Source organism: Variovorax sp. Varisp41, from assembly GCF_047325085.1.
GTDB lineage: Bacteria > Pseudomonadota > Gammaproteobacteria > Burkholderiales > Burkholderiaceae_C > Variovorax.
The window spans coordinates 1,159,907-1,183,200 of the sequence record NZ_CP168540.1 but is presented as its reverse complement, the minus strand read 5'-3'; the positions used below and the strand labels follow the sequence as shown (position 1 = coordinate 1,183,200).

Sequence of the window (23,294 nt, the reverse complement as noted above, 5' to 3'; positions counted from 1 at the left end):
GCCTCGAAGGCCGGTCTCACCAGGTCGCGTCCAGGCCCAGGTGGCGCAGCGCCTCGTACCGCAGCTCGGCCAGGCGCGGATCGCCGCGATGGCGCGGGTAGGGCAGGTCCACCACCAGTTCGGCCGCGATGCGCGCCGGCCGGTCACTCAGCACGATCACGCGGTTGGCCAGGAACAGCGCCTCCTCGACGTCGTGCGTGACCAGCAGCGCCGAGAAGCCGTCGCGCTGCCAGAGGTTCACGAGCTCGCTCTGCATCGCGATGCGCGTGAGCGAATCGAGCTTGCCCAGCGGCTCGTCGAGCACCAGCAGCTGCGGGTCGTTGACCAGCGCGCGCGCCAGCGCCACGCGCTGCGCCATGCCACCCGACAGTTGATGCGGATAGGCCTTCGCGAACTCGGTGAGACCGACGCGCTGCAACGCCTCGTCGACCCGGCCGCGCTGCGCGTCGAGCACGCCGCGCGCCTGCAGGCCCAGCGCCACGTTGTCCCAGACGCTGCGCCACGGGAACAAGGTGGGGTCCTGGAACACCACGATGCGCGAGGGATCGGGCTTCTCGATGGCCTCGCCGTTCTGCGTGATGCGTCCCGTGGTCGCGGGCTCGAGGCCGGCCACCAGGCGCAGCAGCGTCGACTTGCCGCAGCCGCTCGGGCCGAGCAGCGCGACGAACTCGCCGGGGCGCACCTGCAGGTCGATGTCGTCGAGCACCTGCAGCACGCCCGTGGGCACTTCGAACCAGTGGCTCACGCCATGGATGTCGATCAGCGCGCCGGTGTGGGCGGAGGTGCCTGCATCGACGGCGGGGGAGAGGACGGCGCCTACCATTTGACGGTTCCCTTCTGCCACGACAGCACGCGGTCGCGCACCTTGAACAGCAAGGTGATCAGGCCCGAGCACAGCGCGGCCATCACCAGCAGCGCGGCATACATGTTGGCGTAGGAGGCCCAGCCCTGGGCCCACTGCAGGTACCAGCCGAGGCCGGCCTTCACGCCCATCATCTCGGCCGTGATCAGCACCGAGAACGAGGCGCCCAGGCCCATGAACAGGCCCACGAAGACCTGCGGCAGCGCGGCCGGGATGGCGACGCGCAGCACCAGGAAGCGCTCGGAGGCGCCCAGCGTGCGGGCCACGTCGTAGTAGCTCTTGCCGACCGAGGCCACGCCCGACCAGGTCAGCACGGCGACCGGGAAGAAGGTGGCGAGGCCGACCAGGAACACCGCGGCCACGTAGCTCGAGGGCGCGAAGAAGAAGGCCAGCGGCAGCAGCGCCGAGGCCGGCACCGGGCCGAGGAAGCGCAGCAGCGGATGCACCCAGTAGCCCGCGATGCGCGACCAGCCGACCGCCACGCCGGTGACGAAGCCGATCAGCGCGCCGATCACGAAACCGTTGGCCAGCAGGCGCAGCGAGTAGGCGGTGGACAGGCCCAGGCGCTGCCAGTCCTCGTGCAGCACGTCGATCAGGCTCTGCGGCGGCGCGAAGAAGGGGGAGGGCAGCACGGCGAGCTTGGCGGTGGCGATCTCCCACAGCGCGAGCACCAGCGCCGAGGCCACCAGCCATTGGCCGGCGGGACGCAGCGTGCGCGCGACGCGGCCGGCACGCGGGCCGAGCAGCGCGATGACGAGGAAGCCCGCTGCGATCACGAGCGTGGCGTAGCCGAATTCCTCGGTGAAGTTCCAGTCGCTGAAGCCGATCGGCTTGTTGGGCCACAGCAGCGTGAGCAGGCCCAGCGCCAGCCAGGCCGCGGCGGCCAGCACGCCGGTGCGCCAGAGACCCGGCGGCAGCGCGTGCCGGCGCGCGAGCACGGTGGCGGCATCGGTGGCCACCGGTGCGGGCGGGCGCGGCGCGCGAGGCTGGGGAGCCGCGGCGGGGCCGCGGAACTCCGGCGCGTTCAGCACGCCGGACACGTCGAGTGCGTGGTCGGCCGAGGTCATGCCTGGGCGCTCCCGATGGCAGGTTGATCGTCGAAGAGGGTCATGGGAATTGCTCCGCCGGAGGATGAAGAAGGGAAGGGCGAGTGTTGGCGCTGCACCCTTCCCGGCCAACGAATGAATGCACGCATGGATATGCGGATTCGTCGGCTGCGGCATGTCGCCGCCGGGGCCTTCAGGACGAGACGTTCGCGCCCACGGCCCAGTAGAAGGTAGGCCGCGCGCCGTTGAGCAGGTGGTCGCCGACCACGCGGCCCTTGTAGATGGTCGGGTTGTGCGAGGCCAGCGTGCGCGCGTTGCGCCAGTGGCGGTCGAGCCGGATGTCCTCCTGCAGCGCCGAGGCACCGCCCACGTCGAACAGCCGCGTGCCGGCCTGCAGCACCGCGTCGACGATGCCGGCTTGCGCCTTGGCGGTCTCGAGCTCGACCTGGAACAGCAACTGCTCGGGGATCGCTTCGCCGCGCTGGCGCCGGCGGTCGATCTCGCCCAGCGTGCGTGCCACCGCCTGCACCGTCGAGCTCGCGACGAAGGCCGTGCTGGCGAGCTGGCCGACGACCTGCTGCACCAGCGGATCCTCGCGCGGCGTGCTGCCGCTGCCGTGGCTGTAGACGCGCTTGCGCGGCCGCACGAAGTCGACCGCGTCGCGCACGATCGCGCGCGCGATGCCGGCCAGGGTGGCGAGGTGCGTGAGCTGGAACTGCGCGGTCAGCGGCGTGGGCTGGTCGCGCACGTAGAGCAGCACGTGCGCCGGGTCGACGCGCACGTTGCGAAAGCGCGTGGTGCCCGAGGCGCTCAGACGCTGGCCGAAACCGCGCCAGTCGTCGACGCGCTCCACGCCCGGCGCGCCGGAGGGCACCAGCGCGATCACGCGGTCGTTGCTGCCGTCGTCGTTGTGGCGCTGCGCCGAGACCGCGATCCATTCGGCGTAGAGGGTGCCGGTGCTGTAGTACTTGTCGCCCTCGAGGCGCCAGCCGTCGCCGTCGCGGCGCAGCGTGGTCTGCATCTGGCCGAGCGGGCCTTCGCCGAGCTCGGTGGTCGCGTTGCCGAAGATCACGCCGTCGGCCGCGAGCCGCAGCCAGGGACCGTGCAGCGCGGGATCGATCTCGGCGAACAGGCGCTCGATGAATCCGAAATGGGCGCGCAGGATCTGCGGCAGGTTGGAGTCGGCCTCGCCGAGTTCGATCAGCAGGTCGAAGAACTGCTCGACCGAGGCGCCGAGACCGCCTTGGGCGACCGGCACGCGCAGCGCGCCGAAGCCGGCCTGGGCCAGCCAGGCCACGGCGTCATGGGCCAGCAGGCGTTCGTTCTCGCGCTGCACCGCGCCTTGGGCGATGCGCGCGAAGATCGGGCGGAAGCGATCGGCGAGCTGATCGTACGAGGGCGGTTGCGGGGCGCGCGGCGACTCGGCGGCGGGCGATGGGTTGCCGGGCGCGGTGCGCGGCGGATGCGTGAGGGATTCCATGGGGCGACGACTTTGCAGTCGCGCCCTTCGATTGGGAAATGCGCTTTTCGAGTTTTCTTATGCGCCGCGGGACTTCAGGCGCGCGACCTCGGCATCGTCGGCCAGCGCTTGCCCGACAGGCTCGGCATGCGGCCGACGAGTCGCCGCGTGCCGAGTTCCAGCATCCACCAGGCAGCACCCAGCAGGCCCGCCATGAGCGCACCGAACATCAGCCCGGCCGCGATGTCGAGCGGGAAATGCACACCGACGTGGATGCGCGCCCAGCCCGTGGCGGCCGCGACCACGAACAGCGCGACGCCCGCGGCGCGCAGCGCCGGCCGTGCGAGGAAGGCAAAGGCCACCATGAACATCACCGACGCATGCGTGCTCGGGAGCGCGGCGCTGGCTCCGTGAGATATGTAGGCCGGCACCAGGCCCATGATGAAGGGGCGCGGCATGTTGATGCGCGCGGCGATGTCCTGGCACAGCATGGCGGTGAGCCCGGCGCCCGCGAGCACGAAGAAGACGTAGGTCCAGTTGCCGGGCCGGCGCCAGGCGGCGGCACCGATGATGGCGGCGGAAAGCCATGCGCCGCCGAGGGCGAGCCCGATCGCGATCGACAACACCCAGGGCGTGGGCTGGGTGCCGGCGGCGAGCCAGCGCAGCAGGTCGAGGTGGAATTCGTTCACGGAGCCTCCCTGAACGGACGAAATGGGACGAAGACGGCGCGCGCGCGGTCGAAGGACATGAATGAGTCTCGTGGGGCGAAGTGAAATGGCCCTGCCGTACGGGGCGACAGAAGCGATGGGTGCGGCGCGGAAAGGCCGCCAGACCGTGTCAGGCGAACGACGGCGGTGCCGTGGTCGGCGGCAGGCGCAGCCAGGGGCGGGGCAGGGGAGGCGCCCCACTCCGCGCGCTGGTGCAACGCCACGGTCCATGGCGAACGCCTGGCATTCCGGTGGCGGCCACGGCGATGGTCAACGGCAGCAGCGCGAGCACCAGGCCCATGAAGCCGTCGAACGCCGTGCTCAAGGCATTGACCATGGGCGTGCAGCAGGAGGCCTGGGCGAACATGGTGGTCTCGAGGCTGTCCGCATGGCCGGCGCGTTCGTCGGGTTCGAAGCGCACCGTTTCGCCGGCGTTGCGCACCTTGAGGCCGGGCTCGTCCTCGAGGCCGTCGTTGTGGAAGTGCGCCGAGATGAAGGGATGCAGCAGCACCAGCCAAAGACCGATGGCGCACCCGATGCATCGGTGCGCGTCGACCCATCGGCGGAACCTGGCCAGCAGCATGCGGCGGATGCTAGGCAGCAAATATGAACGGAATATGAGTACTCGCAGAACTTCTCGGGACTTCGAGCCATTTCCGAAGGTCCTGAACTATCGGCGCCGTCCGACACGGCGAGAAATCCTGGAGGTTCAGCATCCGCGTGTCCCGAGCGACTCCTCCTCCCTGGCTTGGGGCACCTGCCGTGACAGCGGCAGGTTCTTGAGCGCCCGGCTTTGCGCCGGGCGCCTTTTCTCTGCCAGGTGATTTTACATAATGCACATTGTGCGGATTAGCAAGAAAGGCGATGGGGCGCGATTTACGCGGCCATGGGGTCCGCACCGCATGCTGGACCGGATCCAAAGCCAGGGCCTCCTGGCCATCAGCTCCTGGCGCTCAACTTCAGTCCCGCGCGTCCAACCCGCCGTCAGTCGTCAGTTCCGCCCGCCGGAACCGCCGGCGCCGACGCAGTGCCTCGCTCATGCCATCGCGGACACCGGCCTTGATGACCAGGTACATGAGCCAGCCCACGAGCGTGCCGGCGATCAGGATGGCTGCGAGCAAGGACATCTGCCATGCCAAGGCGCCGCCACCGAGCTGCTGGAGGGTGAATTGCATGGATGTTCCGGGCAGAAAAAAGGGCTTCGATGAAGCCCTCATTCTGTCCGCGCCTGTTTCCAAAAAATACAAACTTCATCATCCAGACACTTGACGGAGCCGGTAATAAATCACGCTTTCATGGTGCCAGCATCGAAAACTACTAATTTATTAGTAAATTCTTACCATTTTCCGTCTTTTGGCACCGCTTTCGCCGCTGAAGCCGCCGCGATCAGCCCCGCGGCTTCGGACCGATTGGCGCGGTTGGCGAAGTCGACGGCGGTCATGCCGAGCTGGTTCTTCATCGTCACGTCGGCGCCCTCGGCCAAGAGCAGCTTCACCGCATCGGTCGAGCCGTACATCGCGGCCATCATCAGCGGCGTGGTGCCGTTGGGCGACTGCGCGTCGATGAAGGCGAAGTTGTCGAGCAACTGCTTCATGATCGCCACGTGCCCGCCGGTCGCCGCATAGTGCAGCGGCGTCCAGCCGGGCTTGTTGATGTCGGCGTCGCGCTTGATGAGCTGGGTGACGAGCTCCTGCTGTCCCTTGATCGCCGCGAGCATCAGCGGGCTCTCGTCCTTGGCGTTGCGCAGCTCGACATTGGTCTGCGGCGATTCCAGCAGCACCTGGATCACTTTCGGCGACGGCTCGCGCAGCGCGATCAGCAGGCCGGTCTGGCCGCGTTCGTCGCGTGTGTTCGGATCGAAGCCTCGCTGCAGCAGGCTGCGAACGCCACTGGGGTTGTCGGCGCGCACGGCCCGGAAAAAGTCTTCGAAGGAACCTGCGTGCGCAGAAAAAATCGCAGAAAAAACAGATAGATAGACGAGCTTCTTGAAGTTTTTCTTCATCATTGTAGAACCCCCTTGAACAGTGTTTCGAAGTTGTCGCTGGTCGCCCGGGCCACGGCCTCGAGCGGCAACTGCCGCAATTCGGCGATCTGCCGCGCCACGTACGGCACGTAGGCCGGCGTGTTGGTCTTGCCCCGGTACGGCACCGGGGCCAGGTATGGGCTGTCGGTCTCGATCAGCATGCGCTCGAGCGGCACGAAGGCCGCCACGTCGCGCAGATCCTGCGCCTTCTTGAAGGTCAGGATGCCCGAGAAGGATATGTAGAAGCCGAGATCCAGCGCGGCGCGTGCCACCTCGGCGGTTTCGGTGAAGCAGTGAAACACGCCGCCGGCCGCGCCCGCGGAGCCGTCCTCGCCCTCCTCCTTGAGGATCGCGATGGTGTCGGCCGAGGCTTCGCGCGTGTGGATCACCAGCGGCTTGCCGGTCTGCCGGGCGGCGCGGATGTGCACGCGGAAGCGCTCGCGCTGCCATTCGAGGTCGGCGATGCTGCGGCCGCCCTTGCGTTCTTCCATCTGGTAGTAGTCGAGGCCGGTCTCGCCGATCGCCACCACGCGCGGCCGCGCGGCCAGGCGCACGAGGTCGTCGACGCTGGGCTCCAGCGTGTCTTCCGTGTCCGGATGCACGCCCACGCTGGCCCAGAAGTTGTCGTAGCGCGCGGCCAGCGCCTGCACCTCGTCGAACTCCTCGAGCCGGGTGCAAATGCACAGGGCCCGGTCGACCTGGGCGGCCGCCATGGCGGCGCGTACCGCATCCATCTGGTCGGCGAATTCGGGAAAGGTCAGGTGGCAGTGGGAGTCGGTGAACATCGCCAGGAATCTGAGGAAACGAAGGAAGCCGGGAAAACTGGCGAGCGCAAAAGGCGGCCGGATCGCCGCCGATGTCAGATCGTCTGCGTGGGCCGGTCGGAAGCCATCGAGCCGCCCAGCGCGGCCTCGATGCGCGCCTTGAGCTGGCGCGATTTCTCGTCGGACGGAAAGCGGATGCCCACGCCGGGCGCCCGGCTGCCGGCCGCGCGTGCCGGCGTGATCCAGGCGACCTTGCCGGCCACCGGATAGCGTTGCGGGTCCTCGGGCAGGGTCAGCAGCACGTAGACGTCGTCGCCGAGCCGGTATTCGCGCGAGGTCGGAATGAAGATGCCGCCCTCGGAGAACAGCGGGATGTAGGCCGCATAGAGCGCCCCCTTCTCCTTGATGGCGAGCTGGATGACGCTCGGCCGGTGCGGCGCGGCGCCACCCGCGGCGTTGGCGGCGGCAGCGGCTGCTGCGGAGTTGGCGGACGGGGCTGCGGGTTGGTTCATGGGCGGCGAGCGGCTGAATTGAGGGTGCTGCGCGCTTCGCTCACGAGCGCTTCCAGCATGAGTCCTGCATTGAACGGATGTTCCGCGGTCCGGGCCGACGCGGCCAGCGATTTCGACCAGCGCGCCAGCGCGAGCCGCGAGGGCGCGGCCGGCAGGTCGCCGGGTTCGAAGAAACGCGGCGCGGCGCCATTGCCGACGGCCATCAGGTCGTGGCAGAGCTTCTGCAAGGCACCGACCGCCTGGGCCGGCGCCTGGTCGGCCAGCGCGCCGACGTCGCCGCGCAGCACGGCCTTGGGCAGCAGCGCCCAGGCCTTGGGCGACTGGCCGGCGCGCGCGAGCCGCAGGGCATCGCTCGGGCGTCCACCGGCCGCGCGCAGCAGGGCCGCGGCATCCGCCGCCGGAACGTCCTGCGCCGCAAGCCAGGCTTCGGCCTGTTGCATGTCGGGCCAGGGCAAGGTGAAGCCGAGGCAGCGGCTGCGGATGGTCGGCAGCAGCTGCCAGGCGGCCTCGCTCGCGAGCACGAAACGCACGTCGCCCACGGGCTCCTCGAGCGTCTTGAGCAGCGCATTGGCGGTGATGGTGTTCATGCGCTCGGCCGGATAGACCAGCACCACCTTGCCGCGGCCGCGTGCGCTGGTGCGCTGGGCGAAACCGACCGCGTCGCGCATCGCCTCGACGCGGATCTCGCGGCTGGCCTTGCGCTTCTTGTCGTCGATGTCGGCCTGGGCCTTCTCGTCGAGCGGCCAGCCCAGTTCCTGCATCGCCACCTCGGGCATCAGCACGCAGAGGTCGGCATGGGTACGCACCTCGATGGCGTGGCAGCTCGGACAATGGCCGCAGGCGGCGCCCTCCTCCGTCGGCTGCTCGCAAAGCCATGCCGAGGCCAGCGCGAGTGCCAGGTCGTACTGGCCCAGGCCCGAGGGCCCCTGCAGCAGCCAGGCGTGACCACGCTGGCGCAGCAGTTCGACCAGCGGCTGGCGCAGCCAGGGCGACAGTTCCGCCGCGGTCATGCGCGTCCCTCCCCGGCCAGGCCGCGCGCCACCAGCGCCGCCTCGACCTGTTGCCAGACCTGGTCGCGGCTCTGGCCCGCATCGATGCGCACGAAGCGCGCCGCATCGGCGGCAGCGCGATCGGCATAGCCCTGCGCGACCTTGCGGAAGAACTCGACCGGCTGGGCCTCGAACTTGTCGGGCACGCGCGCGCCGGCCAGGCGCTGGGCCGCGATCTCGGGCGCGAGGTCGAACCACAGCGTGATGTGCGGCTGCAGCAGGGCCACCTCGGATTGCCCGCCGCGTCCGGCCTGCGCCCAGCGCTCGAGCGTGGACAGCACCTCGGTGTCGAAGCCGCGGCCGCCGCCCTGGTAGGCGAAGGTGGCGTCGGTGAAGCGGTCGCACAGCACCACGTCGCCGCGCGCCAGTGCCGGCTCGATCACCTGCGCGATGTGGTCGCGCCGCGCCGCGAACACCAGCAGCGACTCGGTCAGCGGGTCCATCGGCTGCTCGAGGATCAGCGTGCGCAGCGTCTCGGCCAGCGGCGTGCCCCCCGGTTCGCGCGTGCGCGTGACCGCGCGACCCTGGCCCTCGAAGAGCGCCTGCAAGGCATCGAGGTGGCTGGACTTGCCGGCCCCGTCGATGCCCTCGAGCGTGAGAAAGAGTCCGCCAGCGTTCATTGGGCCGCCTTCGTCGCAGGGGTGCCGCCGCCACGCTGGTAGCGGTTGACGGCACGGTTGTGGTCGTCGAGCGATGTGCTGAACTGGCTGGTGCCGTCGCCGCGCGACACGAAGTACAGCGACTTGCTCTGCGCCGGCTGCACGGCCGCCAGCAGCGCGGCCTTGCCGGGCATCGAGATCGGCGTGGGTGGCAGGCCGTTGCGCATGTAGGTGTTCCAGGGCGTGTCGGTCTGCAGGTCCCGCTTGCGCAGGTTGCCGTCGAAGGCGGTGCCCATGCCGTAGATCACGGTCGGGTCGGTCTGCAGCGGCATGCCGATGCGCAGCCGGTTGTTGAAGACGGCGGCGATCTCGGCCCGGTCGGCCGCCTTGCCGGTCTCCTTCTCGACGATGCTCGCGAGGATCAGCGCCTGCTCGGCCGATTGCAGCGGCAGGTTGCTCGCGCGCGCGGCCCAGGCGGCCTCGAGCTTCTTGTCCATGGCGCGCATCGCGCGCTGCAGCAGCGCGATGTCGGTCGAGCCCTTGGAGTAGGTGTAGGTATCGGGGAAGAAGCGGCCTTCGGGATGCTGGCCGGGGCGGCCCAGCTTTTCCATCAGCGCCTCGTCGCTCAGGCCCACGCTGTCGGGCTTGAGCTGCTCGGCCTTGGCGAGCGCGGCACGCACCTGGCGGATGTTCCAGCCTTCCACCAGCACCAGGCTGCGCGTCGCCTCCTCGCCGCGCACCAGGATGTTGAGCAGCAGCTTCGGCGTCACGCCGCGGTCGAGCTCGTAGCTGCCGGCGCGCATCTGCCGGTCCTGGCCCGAGATGCGGAACCACAGGTAGAGCAGCTGCGGGTCGACCGCCACGCCGGCATCGGCCACGGCCTGGGCGATGCCGCGCGGCGTGGTGCCGGGCTCGACCGACAGGTCGACGTTGGGCGCCGGCAGCTTGAGCGGCTGGTGCACCCACCAGAGTCCGCCGGCACCGGCGGCCAGCGCGGCCAGGGCAGCGAGCAGGAAGATCGTGAGGAAGAAGCGGCGCACGGATCCGATGGATAAGCGGAAGAAGAAGAAGGAGGCGATGAAAGGGGCCGAACGGGGCGGACGCGAAAGGAGCGACCGGACAAGGCGGTGGCCCTGCAAGAAGAAAGGCTGCCGTCCCCGCGGTCCCGACGAATCGGGCCCGGCCATGATAATTCAGCGATGACCACAGTCGTTCTCAATGGCGTTGCGCCCCTCGCCCATCTGGGCGTGATCCGTGCCGAGGGCCCCGATGCCGCGGCCTTCCTGCATGGCCAGCTGACCCAGGATTTCTCCCTGCTCGGCGCCGCCGAGGCCCGCCTGGCGGCGCTGTGCACCGCCAAGGGCCGCGTCATCGCGAGCTTCATCGGCATCCGCCCGCAGCCCGAGCTGGTGCTGCTGGTCTGCAGCCGCGACATCCTGGCCGCCACGCTCAAGCGGTTGTCGATGTACGTGCTGCGCGCCAAGGCCAAGCTCAGCGACGCGACCGAGCAGTTCGCGTTGTTCGGCCTCGCGGGCACCGCGCTCGCGGCCAACGGCATCGACGCTTCCGCCGCGCCCGGCCAGCGCCGTGCGATCGAAGGCATCGAGGGCGGCAGCGCCATCTCCCTGTACCCGGCCGACGGCGTGCCGCGCGCGCTCTGGCTGGCCCCGGCCGGCAGCGCCGCGCCGCAAGGCGCCGCGCTCGATCCGGCCCTGTGGTCGTGGAGCGAGGTGCGCAGCGGCATCGTCACGCTCACCACGCCGGTGGTCGAGGCCTTCGTGCCGCAGATGATCAATTACGAATCGGTGGGCGGCGTCAACTTCAAGAAGGGCTGCTACCCCGGCCAGGAAGTGGTGGCGCGCAGCCAGTTCCGCGGCACGCTCAAGCGCCGCACCTACCTCGTGAAGGCCGACGGCGAAGTCGCGGCCGGCCAGGAAGTCTTCGCGGCCAGCGACGCCGAACAGCCCGTGGGCACGGTCGCGCAGGCCGCACCCGCGCCCGACGGCGGCTGGGCCGCGCTGATCTCGATGCAGATCGCGGCGCTCGAGGCCGGCGGCCTGCATGCGGCCTCGGCCAGCGGCCCGGCGCTGAGTGTGGAACCTTTGCCTTATCCGCTGCTCGAAGATATCTGAGTTCTCCGAACAGCACCGGGCGCCGACCACCGACGCCACGCTGCAGCTTGAAGCCCAATCAGTGAGGCGTTTTGGGCTTCCAACGCCCGTCGTTCGGGCGCAAGGCGCTATCTTTCAGATAGCGCCTTTTTTTGTGCGTCTTTCTTGACCCCGTTGCCGCCGGTGCGCCGTAGAAGCCTGCACTGACCACTTCCGGCAAGGAAAGAGAGACCTCCATGAACCGCAGATTCTTCTCCACCGCCCTCGCGCTGGCCGCGCTCTCGGCCTGCACCCAGACCCCGGCGCGCCCCTATCTGCCGCCCTCGCCCGTCGACCGCCTCGGCAGCCTGATGGAAGTCAGCGTGGTCGACCGCGCCACCGGCCGCGAGCTGCCCGTCTACCGCGCCAACGGCGAGTACTGGGTGGCCGGGCGTCCCGGCGCGCGCTATGCCGTGCGCCTGCGCAACCGCATGGGCGAGCGGCTCATGACCGTGATGTCGGTCGACGGCGTCAACGTGCTGACCGGTGAAACCGCGGGCGTGCAGCAGAACGGCTACGTGCTCTCGGGCGGCGAGCGCGCCGACATCGCGGGCTGGCGCAAGAGCGATTCGCAGATCGCGGCCTTCGAGTTCACGGCCAACGGCAATTCGTACGCGAGCCGCACCGGCCGCCCCGACGAGGTCGGTGTGATCGGCGTCGCGGTGTTCCGCGAGCGCGTGGCACCACCGCCACCGCCCGTGCCGATGCCGTATCCGCGCCGCGACGGCTACAGCCGCGAGGAATCGGCGCCGCGCGGCGAACTCGAGGCCCGCAACAAGTCGATGGCACCCTCGGCCTCGGCCTCGGCCGACAGCGCGGCGCCCGGGGAATCCTCCGCCATGGCGCAGTCGCGCAGCCAGCCCGCGCCCAGCCTCGGTACCGGCCATGGCCGCCGCGAGACCTCGTACGTCGGCCACACCACCTTCGAGCGCCTGCGCTCCTCGCCCGACGAGGTGGTGCGCATCCGCTACGACAGCCGCGAGAACCTCGTTGCCGCGGGCGTGATCCCGGCCAGCCCGGCACCGCGCTGGCCGCGTCCCGCGGGACCGTCGCCGTTCCCCGCATCCGAGGCGGGCTACGTGCCCGATCCGCCGCCGCGCTACTGAGCGACGCTCAACGCAGCGTGCGCCGCATCTCGATGTGCGGGATGTCGGCCTCGACGAAGGGCTCGCCATGCACCGCATAGCCGAGCCGTTCGTAAAAACGCTCGGCGCTGCGCTGCGCATGGAGCGCGATCTCCGCATCGCCGCGCGCCCGGGCCGCGGCCTCGAGCGCCTGCACCACCGCCACGCCGTGGCCGCCGCTGCGCAGCGCGCGATGCACCGCGATGCGGCCGATCATCGAGCGGCCGTCCCGCGCCGGCAGCAGCCGGCCGGTGGCGATCGCCTGGCCGAGCCGGTTGCGCACCACCACGTGCGGCACGGCCGCGTCGTGCTCGTCCCACTCCATCGCCTCAGGCACCTTCTGCTCCTCGATGAAGACCGCGCGCCGCAGCGCCGCCGCGCCTTCGCCGAGCGTGGCCCAGTCTCCGGTGTCGATGGCCCGCATCGTCTCGCCGGCCTCGAAGCCCTCGAGGATCGCGCGCAACGAGGCCGGCACCGGCTTCGAGGTCTGCGTGGCCGGGTCTGCGAACACGTAGACCAGCTCGCAGCCGACCAGGAACTCGCCCTGGCGGAACAGCCCGCCCTCGAAGGTCATCGACGAGGTGCCGATGCGCGCGCAGCGCATGCCCACGTCGATCACGTCGTCCATGCGCGCCGAGGCGCGGAAGTCGATGGTCGCCTTGCGCACGTAGAGATCGCCGCCCAGCGAATGCATCGCTTCCTCGTAGGGCAGCGCGAGCGCGCGCCAGTAGTCGGCGATGGCGGTGTCGAAGTACATGAGGTAGTGCGCGTTGAAGACGATCTTCTGCATGTCGACTTCGGCCCAGCGCACGCGCAGGCGGTGGAAGAAACGGAAATCACTGCGTTGCATTCTTGTTGTCTCCAGGGAAATGAAATCGGAATCGTCAGGGCCGCAGCGCCTCGCGCAGCGCCTTCGCCGCGTCGTCCTGCGCCTGCAGCGCCTCGGGGACCGCGCGGCCCATCTTGAGGAACTCGTGGATCACTCCGCGGTAGATCTCGAGGTCGACCGGCACGCCCGCGGCGCGCAGCTTGTCGGCATAGGCGATGCCCTCGTCGACCACGGGGTCGCACTCGGCCAGCGCGATCCAGGCCGGTGCCACGTCGTCGACGTCGTCCGCGATCAGCGGCGCGAAGCGCCAGTCGTCGCGGTCGGCCGGGCTGCGCACGTACTGGCCGAAGAAGTAGTCGATCAGGGCCTTGGTCAGCAGCGGGCCCTGGGCGTAGCGGCGGTGCGACTCGGTGTCCTGGTGGCCGGTCATGCCGGGGTAGATCAGCAGCTGGAGCGCGAGCGGCAGGCCCGCGTCGCGCGCGAGGATCGCGCAGACCGCGGCCAGCGTGCCGCCCGCGCTGTCGCCGCCGACCGCGAGCCGCGCGGGATCGAGGCCCAGGCTCGCGCCCTCGCGCGCAACGAAGGCGAAGGCGTCCCACGCATCGTCGGAAGCGGTCGGGAACTTGTGCGCGGGCGCGAGCCGGTAGTCGACCGACACCACGGCGCAGCCGCTCTTCCTGCTGAGCACGCGGCACAGCGTGTCGTGGGTGCGGATGTTGCCGACCGTGAAGCCGCCGCCGTGGAAGTACACGAGCACCGGCAGCACCTCGGCCGAGGGCGCGTAGAGCCGCGCGGGGATCGCGTGGCCGTCGCGCGCGGCGATCTCGAAGTCCTCGATGCGCGCGAGCTCGGGCTTGGGCACCTCGAGCACGCCCGCGCCGCGCTCGTACGAAGCCTTGGCCTCCTCGGGCGTGAGCTGGTCGAGCGAAGGGTGGCCGGCGCGCGCCATGCGCTCGACCACGCTGGCCATCCTGGCGGTCAGCGGAGGGGAAAAAGGTACGGGGGGATTCGTCGTCATGTCATGGGAAGCCAACGAGCGCTGTGCCGAGTGCGACAGCGTCAAGGGTTTTCTTCGTGGGCAAGCTGCCTGCCTGTTGGTAGATTCGATGGTCCGCCATCGTACTTGCCTGCCAGCTCGAGAACCCCTCCCCCACCCCATGGCCCTCATCCAATACCTGACCCAGATCCAGTTCGAATTCGGCGCGGTGAAGCTGCTGTCGAGCGAGTGCGCGCGCATCGGCATCAACCGCCCGCTGATCGTGACCGACGCCGGCGTGCGCGCGGCCGGCATCCTGCAGAAGGCGATCGACGCCATCGCCGACCTCGAGGTCACGATCTTCGACCAGACCCCGTCCAACCCGACCGAGGCCGCCGTGCGCGCGGCCGTCGAGCTCTACCGCAGCGGCCGCTGCGACGGCCTGATCGCCGTGGGCGGCGGCTCGGCCATCGACTGCGCCAAGGGCGTGGCGATCGCGGCCACGCACGAAGGCCCGCTCAAAACCTACGCCACCATCGAGGGCGGTTCGCCGAAGATCACCGAGCGCGTGGTGCCCCTGATCGCGGTGCCCACCACCAGCGGCACCGGCAGCGAGGTCGCGCGCGGCGCGATCGTGATCGTCGACGACCACCGAAAGCTCGGCTTCCACAGCTGGTTCCTGATGCCCAAGGCCGCGATCTGCGACCCCGAGCTCACGCTCGGCCTGCCGCCGCGCCTGACCGCCGCCACTGGCATGGACGCGATCGCGCACTGCATGGAGACCTTCATGTCGGCCGCCTTCAACCCGCCGGCCGACGGCATCGGCCTCGACGGGCTCGAGCGCGCCTGGGGCCACATCGAGCGCGCCACCAAGGACGGCAGCGACCGCGAGGCGCGCCTCAATCTCATGAGCGCCTCGATGCAGGGCGCGATGGCATTCCAGAAGGGCCTGGGCTGCGTGCACTCGCTGAGCCACAGCCTCGGCGGCGTCGACCCGCGCCTGCACCACGGCACGCTCAACGCGCTGTTCCTGCCCGCGGTGATCCACTTCAACGCCGGTGCCGAGTCGGTGCAGAAGGAGCAGCGGCTGCAGCGCATGGCGCAGGCCATGCACCTCGATTCGGCCGGCGACCTCGGCGATGCGATCCGTGACATGAACGCGCGCCTGGGCCTGCCCAGGGGCCTGGCCGAAGTGGGCGTGACGCCCGCGCTGTTCGAGCAGATCATCGACGGCGCGATGGCCGACCACTGCCACAAGACCAACCCGCGGCTGGCCACGCGCGACGACTACCGCGCGATGCTCGAAGCCTCGATGTGAGGCCGGGCCGTGGCGCTTGGCCCGGCCTTATAAACAGTTCGTCTTAAGCGCGCGGTCTTAGCGCGTCGCATGCACCATCGCGTCATGTCGATGACATGAGGGCTTCCTAGACTGGCCTCGACGACCCGCACCCGCCGGGTCCTTCGAGAACAGGGAACACCTTCGAATGACGCGAACCATCCGGGTCCACACCGCACTGAGCGCCGAGCAGTTGAAGTTTCGCGCGATGCGGGGACAGGAAGGCCTCTCCAGACTCTTCGAGTTCGAGGTCGACATGGTCAGCACCAGCTTCAACCTCGACCTGAAGACGCTGCTGGGCACCTCGCTGAGCATCGAGGTCTCGGACGATGCCGGCCCGCGCTTCCTCAACGGCACCGTGGTGCGCTTCGAACTGCTGGGCCGTGCCAACGAGACCGGCCGCCACTACGTCTACCGCGCGCTGGTGCAGCCCTGGCTCTGGTACCTCACGCGCACCACCGACAGCCGCATCTTCCAGAACAAGAGCGTGCCCGAGGTGCTCGACGAGGTGCTCGGCAAATACGGCTTCGAATACGAGAAGCGCCTGACCGGCAGCTACCGCAGCTGGGAGAACTGCGTGCAGTACCAGGAGAGCGACTTCGCCTTCGCGAGCCGCCTCATGGAGCACGAAGGCATCTCCTACCACTTCGAGCATTCGAACGGCTCGCACCTGCTGGTGCTGGCCGACGATGCCGGCGCCTACCGGCCGCTGCCCGGCTACGCCAGCATCCCGTACCGGCCGCGCGACCGCGTGGTCGACGCGCTCGAGCCCTGCATCGACCGCTGGCGCGTGGCCGAGCAGATCACCTCGGGCCGCGTGATGCTCGACGACTTCGATTTCCGCAAGTCGCGCGCCTCGCTGCAGAGCGTGCAGCAGGACCCCAAGGGCCACGACCATGCTTCGTACGAGGTCTACGAATGGCTGGGCGGCTACAGCGAGCACCAGCAGGGCGACACCTATGCGCGCATCCGGCTGCAGGAGCTGCAGTGCGCGCACGAGCTGGCCGCGGGCCACACCAACGTGGCGGGCATGGCACCGGGCTACCTGTTCTCGCTCACGCATTGCCCGCGCGAGGCCGACAACCGCGAGTACCTGGTCACCGAAACCCGCTACGACCTGCAGGAGCCCGAGTACTCGAGCGGCGGCAGCGCCGAATCGGTGTGCGAGTTCGACTTCACCGTGCTGCCCTCCTCCGTGGCCTACCGACCCGCGCGCAAGACGCCGCGCCCGCGCACCAACGGCCCGCAGACCGCCACCGTGGTCGGCCCGCAGGAGATCTGGACCGACCGCTTCGGCCGCGTGAAGCTGCAGTTCCGCTGGGACCGCTATGGCCAGGCCGACGAGAACAGCTCCTGCTGGGTGCGCGTGTCCAGCAGCTGGGCCGGCGCGAACTTCGGCACCATGCACATGCCGCGCGTGGGCCAGGAGGTCATCGTCGACTTCATCGGCGGCGAGCCCGACCGACCGATCATCACGGGCCGCGTCTACAACAGCGACCAGATGCCGCCGTGGGAACTGCCGGCCAACGCCACGGCCAGCGGCATCCTCACGCGCTCGAGCGAAGGCGGCGCGGCCAACCAGGCGAACATGCTGCGCTTCGAGGACCGCACCGGCGCCGAGCAGATCCTGCTGCATGCCGAGCGCAACCTCGACGTGGAGGTCGAGGCCGACGAGACCCACACCACCGACGGCACGCGCACCACGCTGATCAAGGGCCACGAGTCGGCCACCTACCAGGACGGCGAGACGCGCGACATCACCGCGGGCGCGCAGGAGACCATCACCGGCGGCGACACCCGCGACGTGACCGGCGGCTTCAACGAGACCATCAGCGGCGGCGTCAACCAGCGCATCACGGGCGGCAAGAACCGCAACCTCGCGGGCGGCCTGAACGACACCATCACGGGCGGCGTGAACCTCGCGATCACCGGCGGCTTCCACGGCACCATCGACGGCCAGGAGATCCGCTTCGTGAGCGGCGGGCGCAACGACACCATCAACACCGTCAACAACACGACGGTCAACGGCCCCTCGACCACCATCGTGACCGGCCCGACGGTGCACACCTCGCCCGACGTGACCTTCAACACCACGAACCACGTCCACAACACGACGCAGCACGTCATCAACACCAACGTCTACAACACGACGTCGACCACCTACAACAACACGACCAACAACTACACCAACAACTCCACCGTCTACAACAACAACTACGCCTCGAGCGGCGACTGGCGGCTCGCGCGCGTGGGCGGCGTGGGCTTCCGGCTGAGCCTGGTGGGCATGTCGCTGGACGTGTGGGGCGCGCGGCTGCAGTACTACGCGGCGCTCAATGCGCAGCTCGCGACAGTCAAGATCGACGTGGCCATCTTCTCGATGAAGAACGCGCCGCTGAAGATCAGCACCACGGGCCTGAAGATCGCCAACAAGGGCATGCTGATCGCGACCGGCGGCCTGGCGGCGAAGTTCAAGGTGCTGACACTGGTGGCCTGACGAAGCGAACGAATGGAAATTCTGCTGTGGATCGTCTTCGCGGTGCTGATGGGCTCGATGCTGCTGGTCGCGGTGTCGGTCGTGATCGCGGCCACGCGCGAGAACCGTATCTATTCGGCCGAGGCCAGGACCTGGGAGCGGCTGGCGCAGACCGGCATTCCCGCGCAGGCCGTGGTCGAGTCGCTCAAGCGGTCCGAGAATGAACTCTCGCGCGGCGGCTCGCAGGGCCAGACCGTCTATGCCGTCGAACTCGCACTGCGCGTGCTCGGCACCGACGCCGTCGTGGAAGAACGACGCGCCGTCGTGCGCACGCTGATCGACGAAGGGCTGCTGCCGCAGTTCGCGGTGCCCGGCAAGCCGGTGCACCTGCTGCGCGATCCGAACGACGCCTCCATCTTCGCCATCGACCGCGCGCGCACGCCGCTCGAGATTCCGCGCGCCTCGCACTGAGCGCGCGTCCTTCCGTGAAAACAGTCAAACCCCTGCGGCTGAGCGTCATCACGCGCCCCTTCCTGCGCCAGGGCCACCAACGCCTGGCGCTCACGGTGATGGGCATGGTGTCGATGGACGAGCAGCCGGTGCTGCTGCCCGAGACCGAATTCTGGAAGACGGTCTCCGAGGAGCTGGGCCCCACCGGCGCCATCGACCTCGGCATGCCCAAGGCCTGCGCCGAGTTCCTCGCCACCGGCCATGCCTACACCCATCACCAGGCCGAGAAGACGGCCTGCGCGGTCGAGCTGCGCGTGGGCGCGCTGGCGCGGCAGCTGGTGGTGTTCGGCGACCGCTACTGGATCGACGGCCGCGCGAGCGCACCGCAGCCCTTCGAATCGATGCGGCTGGACTGGAGCCGCGCCTACGGCGGTCCGGCCTTCGCCGACAACCCGCTGGGCATCGGCCACCAGCCCGAACTCGTGAACGGTTTGTGGGTGCAGCGCTTGCCCAACGTCGAGCATCCGCAGCGCCGCATCGACCATCCGGGCCGCACGATGGAGCCGGCCTGCCCCGGCGCGATCGACGTGAGCTGGCCCGCGCGCATGCGGCTGATCGGCAGCGACTACGGCGCGCACTGGCGCGAGCACCTGTTCCCCGGCTTCGCGCAGGACATGGACTGGCGGCTCTTCAACGCCGCCGTGCCCGAGCAGCGCTGGCCCCAGGCCGACCGCATCGCGGGCGGCACCCCCTACGAGATTTTGAACATGCATCCCGCGCGGCCCGTGCAGCACGGCCGGCTGCCCGACTGGCGCGCGCGCGGCTTCGTGGCGCGCAGGACGCAGGCCGGCAGCGACGAGCCCGGCCACTTCGACGAGGTCGAGCTGCGGCTCACCACGGCCTGGTTCTTCCCGCACCGCGAACAGATCGCGCTGATCTTCCATGGCGAGACCGCGATCGCCGAGGACGACGCCGCCGACATCACGCACCTCATGCCCGCCATCGAGCGCGCCGCCGATGCACCGCGACCGCTGGCCCGCTACCTCGAGATCCTGCAGCGCCGCAGCGATCCCGAGACCGGCGCGCTCCACACCTTCCGCGACGAGGAATTGCTGCCCGCCGAGACCATCGGTCCCTGGCTCGACCAGCTCGAGGAAGAGGAATCGCCGCTGGTGCGCAACATGCGCGAACGCGCGCGCGTGCTGCGCGAAGACCTCGCCGACAAGGGCGTGGCCGCCGGCCACAAGCCGCGCCACTTCAAGGAGCGCGCGGCGCCCGAGCCCTTCACCAGGCGGCCGAGCCTCAGCGAGCTGCCCGCGTTCATGGAGCGCGCCAAGGCCTACGAGCGCGAACAGTTGCAGAAGCTCGAGGACGGCCGCCGCGACCTCTCGCGGCATGCGAAGGCCAACGCGCCCGAGTCGCGCAAGGTCGGCTTCGACACCGGCGAGATGGTCGACGGCGCGCAGCGCACCGAGGTCAAGGGACCGCCGGCCTTCGATGCGAAGACCGTGATGCAGGGCCTGCTGGGCATCGCGCCCGCCACGCGCAGTCCGCAGATGCCGCCCGAGCAGCAGCGTGCGCTCGAGCAGGCGGCCGAGAACGGCCGCCGCGGCCTGATCGACATGTACCGGCTCGGCGCCCAGCACCAGAGCGCGGCCGATGCGATGGACGCCACGCGCGCGGCCGAGGCGCGCGAACGCGTGCTGCAGCTCATGGCGACCACGCGCGATCTCTCGGGCCTGGACCTGACCGGCGCCGACCTCTCGGGCATCGACCTGCGCGGCGCCCGGCTGCACCGCACCCTGCTCGAAAGCGCCTCGCTCGCGGGCGCGCAGCTCGACGGCGCCGATGCCACCGAGGCGGTGCTGGTGCGCGCGAACCTCGCGCATGCCTCGCTGGCCCACTGCGTGCTCGATCGCGCCAACCTGAGCCTCGCACGCTGCGAGCGCACCTCGTTCGCGCACGCCCGGTTGCACGAAACCACGAGCGAGAAAAGCCGCTTCGACCACTGCGACTTCGGCGGCGCGCGGCTCGCGCACCTGAACCTGTTCGGCATGCATTTCGAGGGCTGCCGCTTCGACGATGCGCACTTCGACTACGTGACCGTGCTCGAAGGCAGCCGGCTCGTGGACTGCAGCTTTCGCGGCGCCACGCTGCACAAGTTCGGCCTCATTGCCTGCGAGGTCGAGGGCCTGGACTTCGCGGGCGCTTCGCTCGAAGCCTGCGCCTGGGCCCACACCGTGGCCGACCGGCGCGTGAGTTTTCGCGGCGCCACGCTGCGCACCACCTGCTTCGTCGGCACCAGCAGCCTGCGCACGGTCGATTTCGAAGGCGCCACGCTGGTCCATTGCAGCCTGCGCGAGATGCAGCTCGAGGGCGCGCGCTTCGTGCGCGCCACGCTCGACACCTGCGATCTCTCGGGCTGCGTGCTGACCGGCGCCGACCTCGGCGCCATCGATGCGCCCGACAGCCTGTTCATCCGCGCCGACTTCACCCAGGCCTCGCTGCGCGGCGCCAACCTCATGAATGCCCATCTGCAGAAATCCCGCCTGCTCTCCTGCGACCTGCGCGAAGCCAACCTGTTCCGCGCCGACGTTTCGCAGACCGTGATCGACACGGTGACCGACACCCACGGCGCCCATCTCGAACAGGCCAAGACGCTGCCGCGGCGCGCGGCGGATCCGGTGCAATGACGCCGGAGACCCTGGCCCTGAAACTGCGCGGCGGCGAATTCATCGAGCGGCAGGATTTCCAGGGCATGCGATTCGATGGCCTGGACCTCAGCGGCGGCGCCCTGCGCGACTGCGATTTCTCCAACGCCAGCCTGCGCGGCGCGAAGCTCGCCGAGTCGGCCTTCGATGCCTGCCGCTTCGACGGTGCCGTGCTCGACGGGGCCGACCTGCAGCGCGCGGGCTTCCACCGCTGCAGCCTGGCGCGCGCGAGCCTGCGCGGCGCCACGATGAGCCGCGCGGCTTTCAGCGATTGCGAGCTGCACGAGGCCGATGCCGCCGAGGCCAAGGCCGATCTCGCTGCCTTTCACCAGAGCCGGCTCGATGGCACTAGCTTCGCGGGTGCGGACCTCACGAAGGCCGTGTTCGGCGAATCGAGCCTGGCCGGCACCCGCTTCGACGCGGTGACGTTCGACACCACCGTCTACTACCGCGCCGCGCTGCGCGACGCGCGCTTCACGGGCGCCAGCTTCCACAACGTGATCTTCAGCGAGGCCGATCTCGCGGGCCAGGACTTCTCGGGCCAGCAGTTCCGGCTCTGCCAGTTCATCGATGCCGACCTCGGCGGCTGCAACTTCGACCGCGCGACGCTGGTCCAGTGCAACTTCAAGGGCGCGAAGCTCGCGCGCGCGGTGCTCACCGCGGTGCATGCGCCGCAGTGCCTGTTTCCCGAGGCCGACCTGCGCCAGGCCGATGCGCGCGGCGGCCATTTCGACCAGAGCCTGTGGGTTGGTGCGCGGCTCGACGACGCCGACCTGTCGGATGCGCGGCTCGAGCAGTGCGTGTTCCATCGCGCGCGGTGCCGCCGCACCTCGTTCGCGCGCAGCCGGCTCGTGTATGCGGACTTCGCCTATGCCGACCTCGGCGAGGCCGACCTGCGCGGCGCCTTCTTCGAGCGCACGCAGATGCACCGCGCGCTGCAGTCCGGCACCCGATGGGGCGAGCGCGGCGGCGTGCTCGACAGCGACCCGGCCCTGTTCGAGGCCGAACGCTTCTCGGCCGCACGCCAGGACCGGCCGCAACGCGCGGGCCGCGACGGTTTCGGCCGGCCGCTGCCTTCCACTTCCGACGACCTCGAGGACCTCGCACCATGAGCCCCGCCGCCCTGCGCGAACGCGCCTCCGCTCCTACCGCGCACCACGCACCGGACATGCAGGCCTTGCTGCGCCGTCCACTGCCCGCGCCCGCCGCCTGGACCGGCAACGCGCTCGGCACCGTGCTGCAGGCGCTGCCCGGCGATGTCTTCCAAGTCGAGGCCCAGGCCGGCGGCGAACGCTGGCACTGCCCGCGCGCCGCGAGCTGCCTGCTGCAGCCCTCGGTCGGCGACACGGTGCTGGTGGCCGGGCCGCGGCGCGACCAGGCCTACCTGATCGCCGTCATCACGCAGGCCTATCCCGCACAGGCGCGGCTCGCGGTCGACGGCGTGCTCACGCTGCAGGCCGGCACCCGGCTCGAACTGGCCGCGCCCGAACTCGATCTGCAGGCACGCAAGGCAGAGGTCGAGATCGGCGAGATGGACTACCGCGGCGGCGAAGTGCGCATCACCACACTGATCGCGCGCTTCGTCGGCCGCACCTGCGAGACCGTGCTCGACCGGCTCAGCGTGCTCACGCGCTCGAGCTTCAGGCTCACCGAGGAGGTCGAGCAGGTGCGCGCGGGGCAGATCGACTACCAGGCCGAGGAGACCCTGCGGCTGCATGCGAAGAACACGCTGGTGAGCAGCAAGGGACTGGTCAAGGTGGATGCCGAGCAGATCCACATGGGCTGACCCGCGCCATCGACCACCGACGACAGCCAGAAAGGAGCAGCCACCATGTTCGCCAATGCACAGATGATGGGCGTCGACCTCGCCTTCCCCGACGTCTGCAAGACGCCACCGGCCTTGCCCATCCCCTACCCCAACATCGCGCTGGGCCCGACCGCGATTCCCAACGCCTGGAACATCCTCTACGGCGGCACGCCGGCCCACAACATGGCGACCGTCACGCCGATCACCAACGGCGACAACGCGGGCGTGCTGATGGGCGTGGTCTCGCAGACGGTGATGGGGCCTTCGCGCCACATCACGGGCGCCTTCACCGTGCTGCTCAAGGGCACGCCGTGCACGCGCATGACCAGCCTGTCGGTGCAGAACCGCTGCAATATCGTCGGCATGCGGATCGTGCCGAGCCAGTTCAAGGTGCTGGTGCTGGCGGCCTGAGCCTTC

The 23,294-nt window shown here is 69.8% G+C and carries 23 protein-coding genes; 9 read left to right on the top strand and 14 right to left on the bottom strand.

Going from position 1 to position 23,294, the window contains the following annotated elements:
- Window positions 1-16: 16 nt before the first annotated feature.
- The 12 genes from ACEN9J_RS05465 to mltG all read right to left on the bottom strand — a co-directional run bounded on the left by ACEN9J_RS05465 (window position 17) and on the right by mltG (window position 10,061).
- Window positions 17-823: an ABC transporter ATP-binding protein gene (locus ACEN9J_RS05465; RefSeq protein WP_413763541.1), complete on the bottom strand. Its 807-nt coding sequence runs from the start codon at window positions 821-823 to the stop codon at window positions 17-19.
- Complete coding sequence (locus tag ACEN9J_RS05460) at window positions 817-1,929, bottom strand: ABC transporter permease (RefSeq protein WP_413763540.1); 1,113 nt, start codon at window positions 1,927-1,929, stop codon at window positions 817-819. Before ACEN9J_RS05460 ends, ACEN9J_RS05465 begins: the two co-directional genes overlap by 7 nt.
- Before the next feature lie 172 nt (window positions 1,930-2,101).
- Window positions 2,102-3,388, bottom strand: a complete 1,287-nt coding sequence (locus tag ACEN9J_RS05455; RefSeq protein WP_296733327.1) for an acyl-CoA dehydrogenase family protein — start codon at window positions 3,386-3,388, stop codon at window positions 2,102-2,104.
- Window positions 3,389-3,462: 74 nt separating this feature from the next.
- On the bottom strand, window positions 3,463-4,056 hold the full coding sequence (locus ACEN9J_RS05450) for a phosphatase PAP2 family protein (protein WP_413763539.1): 594 nt from the start codon (window positions 4,054-4,056) through the stop codon (window positions 3,463-3,465).
- A 148-nt stretch (window positions 4,057-4,204) separates the two neighbouring features.
- Entirely contained in the window at window positions 4,205-4,657 is a 453-nt protein-coding gene (locus ACEN9J_RS05445) for a hypothetical protein (protein WP_413763538.1), read from the bottom strand.
- Window positions 4,658-5,033: 376 nt separating this feature from the next.
- Complete coding sequence (locus tag ACEN9J_RS05440; protein ID WP_413763537.1) at window positions 5,034-5,249, bottom strand: hypothetical protein; 216 nt, start codon at window positions 5,247-5,249, stop codon at window positions 5,034-5,036.
- Window positions 5,250-5,410: 161 nt separating this feature from the next.
- Window positions 5,411-6,076, bottom strand: a complete 666-nt coding sequence (locus ACEN9J_RS05435; protein WP_413763536.1) for an ankyrin repeat domain-containing protein — start codon at window positions 6,074-6,076, stop codon at window positions 5,411-5,413.
- Window positions 6,076-6,882 (bottom strand): TatD family hydrolase, encoded by an 807-nt coding sequence (locus ACEN9J_RS05430; protein ID WP_413763535.1) that lies wholly within the window; start codon window positions 6,880-6,882, stop codon window positions 6,076-6,078. The genes ACEN9J_RS05435 and ACEN9J_RS05430 overlap by 1 nt, the downstream gene beginning before the upstream one ends.
- Before the next feature lie 74 nt (window positions 6,883-6,956).
- Window positions 6,957-7,373, bottom strand: a complete 417-nt coding sequence (locus ACEN9J_RS05425) for a PilZ domain-containing protein (protein WP_057590250.1) — start codon at window positions 7,371-7,373, stop codon at window positions 6,957-6,959.
- Window positions 7,370-8,383: a DNA polymerase gene (locus ACEN9J_RS05420; protein ID WP_057590251.1), complete on the bottom strand. Its 1,014-nt coding sequence runs from the start codon at window positions 8,381-8,383 to the stop codon at window positions 7,370-7,372. Before ACEN9J_RS05420 ends, ACEN9J_RS05425 begins: the two co-directional genes overlap by 4 nt.
- Window positions 8,380-9,042, bottom strand: coding sequence for a dTMP kinase (gene tmk, locus ACEN9J_RS05415; protein WP_413763534.1), 663 nt, complete (start codon window positions 9,040-9,042; stop codon window positions 8,380-8,382). Before tmk ends, ACEN9J_RS05420 begins: the two co-directional genes overlap by 4 nt.
- Complete coding sequence (gene mltG / locus ACEN9J_RS05410) at window positions 9,039-10,061, bottom strand: endolytic transglycosylase MltG (RefSeq protein WP_261205732.1); 1,023 nt, start codon at window positions 10,059-10,061, stop codon at window positions 9,039-9,041. Before mltG ends, tmk begins: the two co-directional genes overlap by 4 nt.
- A 159-nt stretch (window positions 10,062-10,220) precedes the next feature.
- Here mltG and ACEN9J_RS05405 point away from each other — a divergent pair, with 159 nt between their 5' ends.
- Together ACEN9J_RS05405 and ACEN9J_RS05400 are read left to right on the top strand one after the other, a co-directional pair.
- Complete coding sequence (locus ACEN9J_RS05405; protein WP_413763533.1) at window positions 10,221-11,153, top strand: YgfZ/GcvT domain-containing protein; 933 nt, start codon at window positions 10,221-10,223, stop codon at window positions 11,151-11,153.
- A 215-nt stretch (window positions 11,154-11,368) separates the two neighbouring features.
- Window positions 11,369-12,277 carry a hypothetical protein gene (locus ACEN9J_RS05400; RefSeq protein ID WP_413763532.1) on the top strand — a complete coding sequence of 303 codons (909 nt, stop codon included), beginning with the start codon at window positions 11,369-11,371 and terminating at the stop codon, window positions 12,275-12,277.
- Between the two features lie 7 nt (window positions 12,278-12,284).
- On the opposite strand, the gene ACEN9J_RS05395 is transcribed toward ACEN9J_RS05400, so the two are convergent.
- Both ACEN9J_RS05395 and ACEN9J_RS05390 read right to left on the bottom strand, forming a co-directional pair.
- Entirely contained in the window at window positions 12,285-13,145 is an 861-nt protein-coding gene (locus tag ACEN9J_RS05395) for a YbgC/FadM family acyl-CoA thioesterase (protein WP_261205728.1), read from the bottom strand.
- A 34-nt stretch (window positions 13,146-13,179) separates the two neighbouring features.
- Window positions 13,180-14,142 carry an alpha/beta hydrolase gene (locus tag ACEN9J_RS05390; RefSeq protein ID WP_413763531.1) on the bottom strand — a complete coding sequence of 321 codons (963 nt, stop codon included), beginning with the start codon at window positions 14,140-14,142 and terminating at the stop codon, window positions 13,180-13,182.
- Between the two features lie 139 nt (window positions 14,143-14,281).
- Here ACEN9J_RS05390 and ACEN9J_RS05385 point away from each other — a divergent pair, with 139 nt between their 5' ends.
- The 7 genes from ACEN9J_RS05385 to ACEN9J_RS05355 all read left to right on the top strand — a co-directional run bounded on the left by ACEN9J_RS05385 (window position 14,282) and on the right by ACEN9J_RS05355 (window position 23,288).
- Window positions 14,282-15,418 carry an iron-containing alcohol dehydrogenase gene (locus ACEN9J_RS05385; RefSeq protein WP_057590258.1) on the top strand — a complete coding sequence of 379 codons (1,137 nt, stop codon included), beginning with the start codon at window positions 14,282-14,284 and terminating at the stop codon, window positions 15,416-15,418.
- A 166-nt stretch (window positions 15,419-15,584) separates the two neighbouring features.
- The gene (locus tag ACEN9J_RS05380) at window positions 15,585-17,930 is read left to right on the top strand and encodes a type VI secretion system Vgr family protein (protein ID WP_413763530.1); all 2,346 of its coding nucleotides are present in this window, start codon (window positions 15,585-15,587) and stop codon (window positions 17,928-17,930) included.
- A 12-nt stretch (window positions 17,931-17,942) separates the two neighbouring features.
- Window positions 17,943-18,380, top strand: a complete 438-nt coding sequence (locus tag ACEN9J_RS05375; protein ID WP_057590260.1) for a hypothetical protein — start codon at window positions 17,943-17,945, stop codon at window positions 18,378-18,380.
- Window positions 18,381-18,394: 14 nt separating this feature from the next.
- Window positions 18,395-21,052 carry a DUF2169 domain-containing protein gene (locus ACEN9J_RS05370; protein ID WP_413763529.1) on the top strand — a complete coding sequence of 886 codons (2,658 nt, stop codon included), beginning with the start codon at window positions 18,395-18,397 and terminating at the stop codon, window positions 21,050-21,052.
- Window positions 21,049-22,182, top strand: a complete 1,134-nt coding sequence (locus ACEN9J_RS05365) for a pentapeptide repeat-containing protein (RefSeq protein WP_413763528.1) — start codon at window positions 21,049-21,051, stop codon at window positions 22,180-22,182. The genes ACEN9J_RS05370 and ACEN9J_RS05365 overlap by 4 nt, the downstream gene beginning before the upstream one ends.
- Window positions 22,179-22,856 (top strand): DUF3540 domain-containing protein, encoded by a 678-nt coding sequence (locus ACEN9J_RS05360; protein WP_413763527.1) that lies wholly within the window; start codon window positions 22,179-22,181, stop codon window positions 22,854-22,856. The genes ACEN9J_RS05365 and ACEN9J_RS05360 overlap by 4 nt, the downstream gene beginning before the upstream one ends.
- Before the next feature lie 45 nt (window positions 22,857-22,901).
- Entirely contained in the window at window positions 22,902-23,288 is a 387-nt protein-coding gene (locus ACEN9J_RS05355; protein WP_057590264.1) for a DUF4150 domain-containing protein, read from the top strand.
- Window positions 23,289-23,294 lie beyond the last annotated feature (6 nt).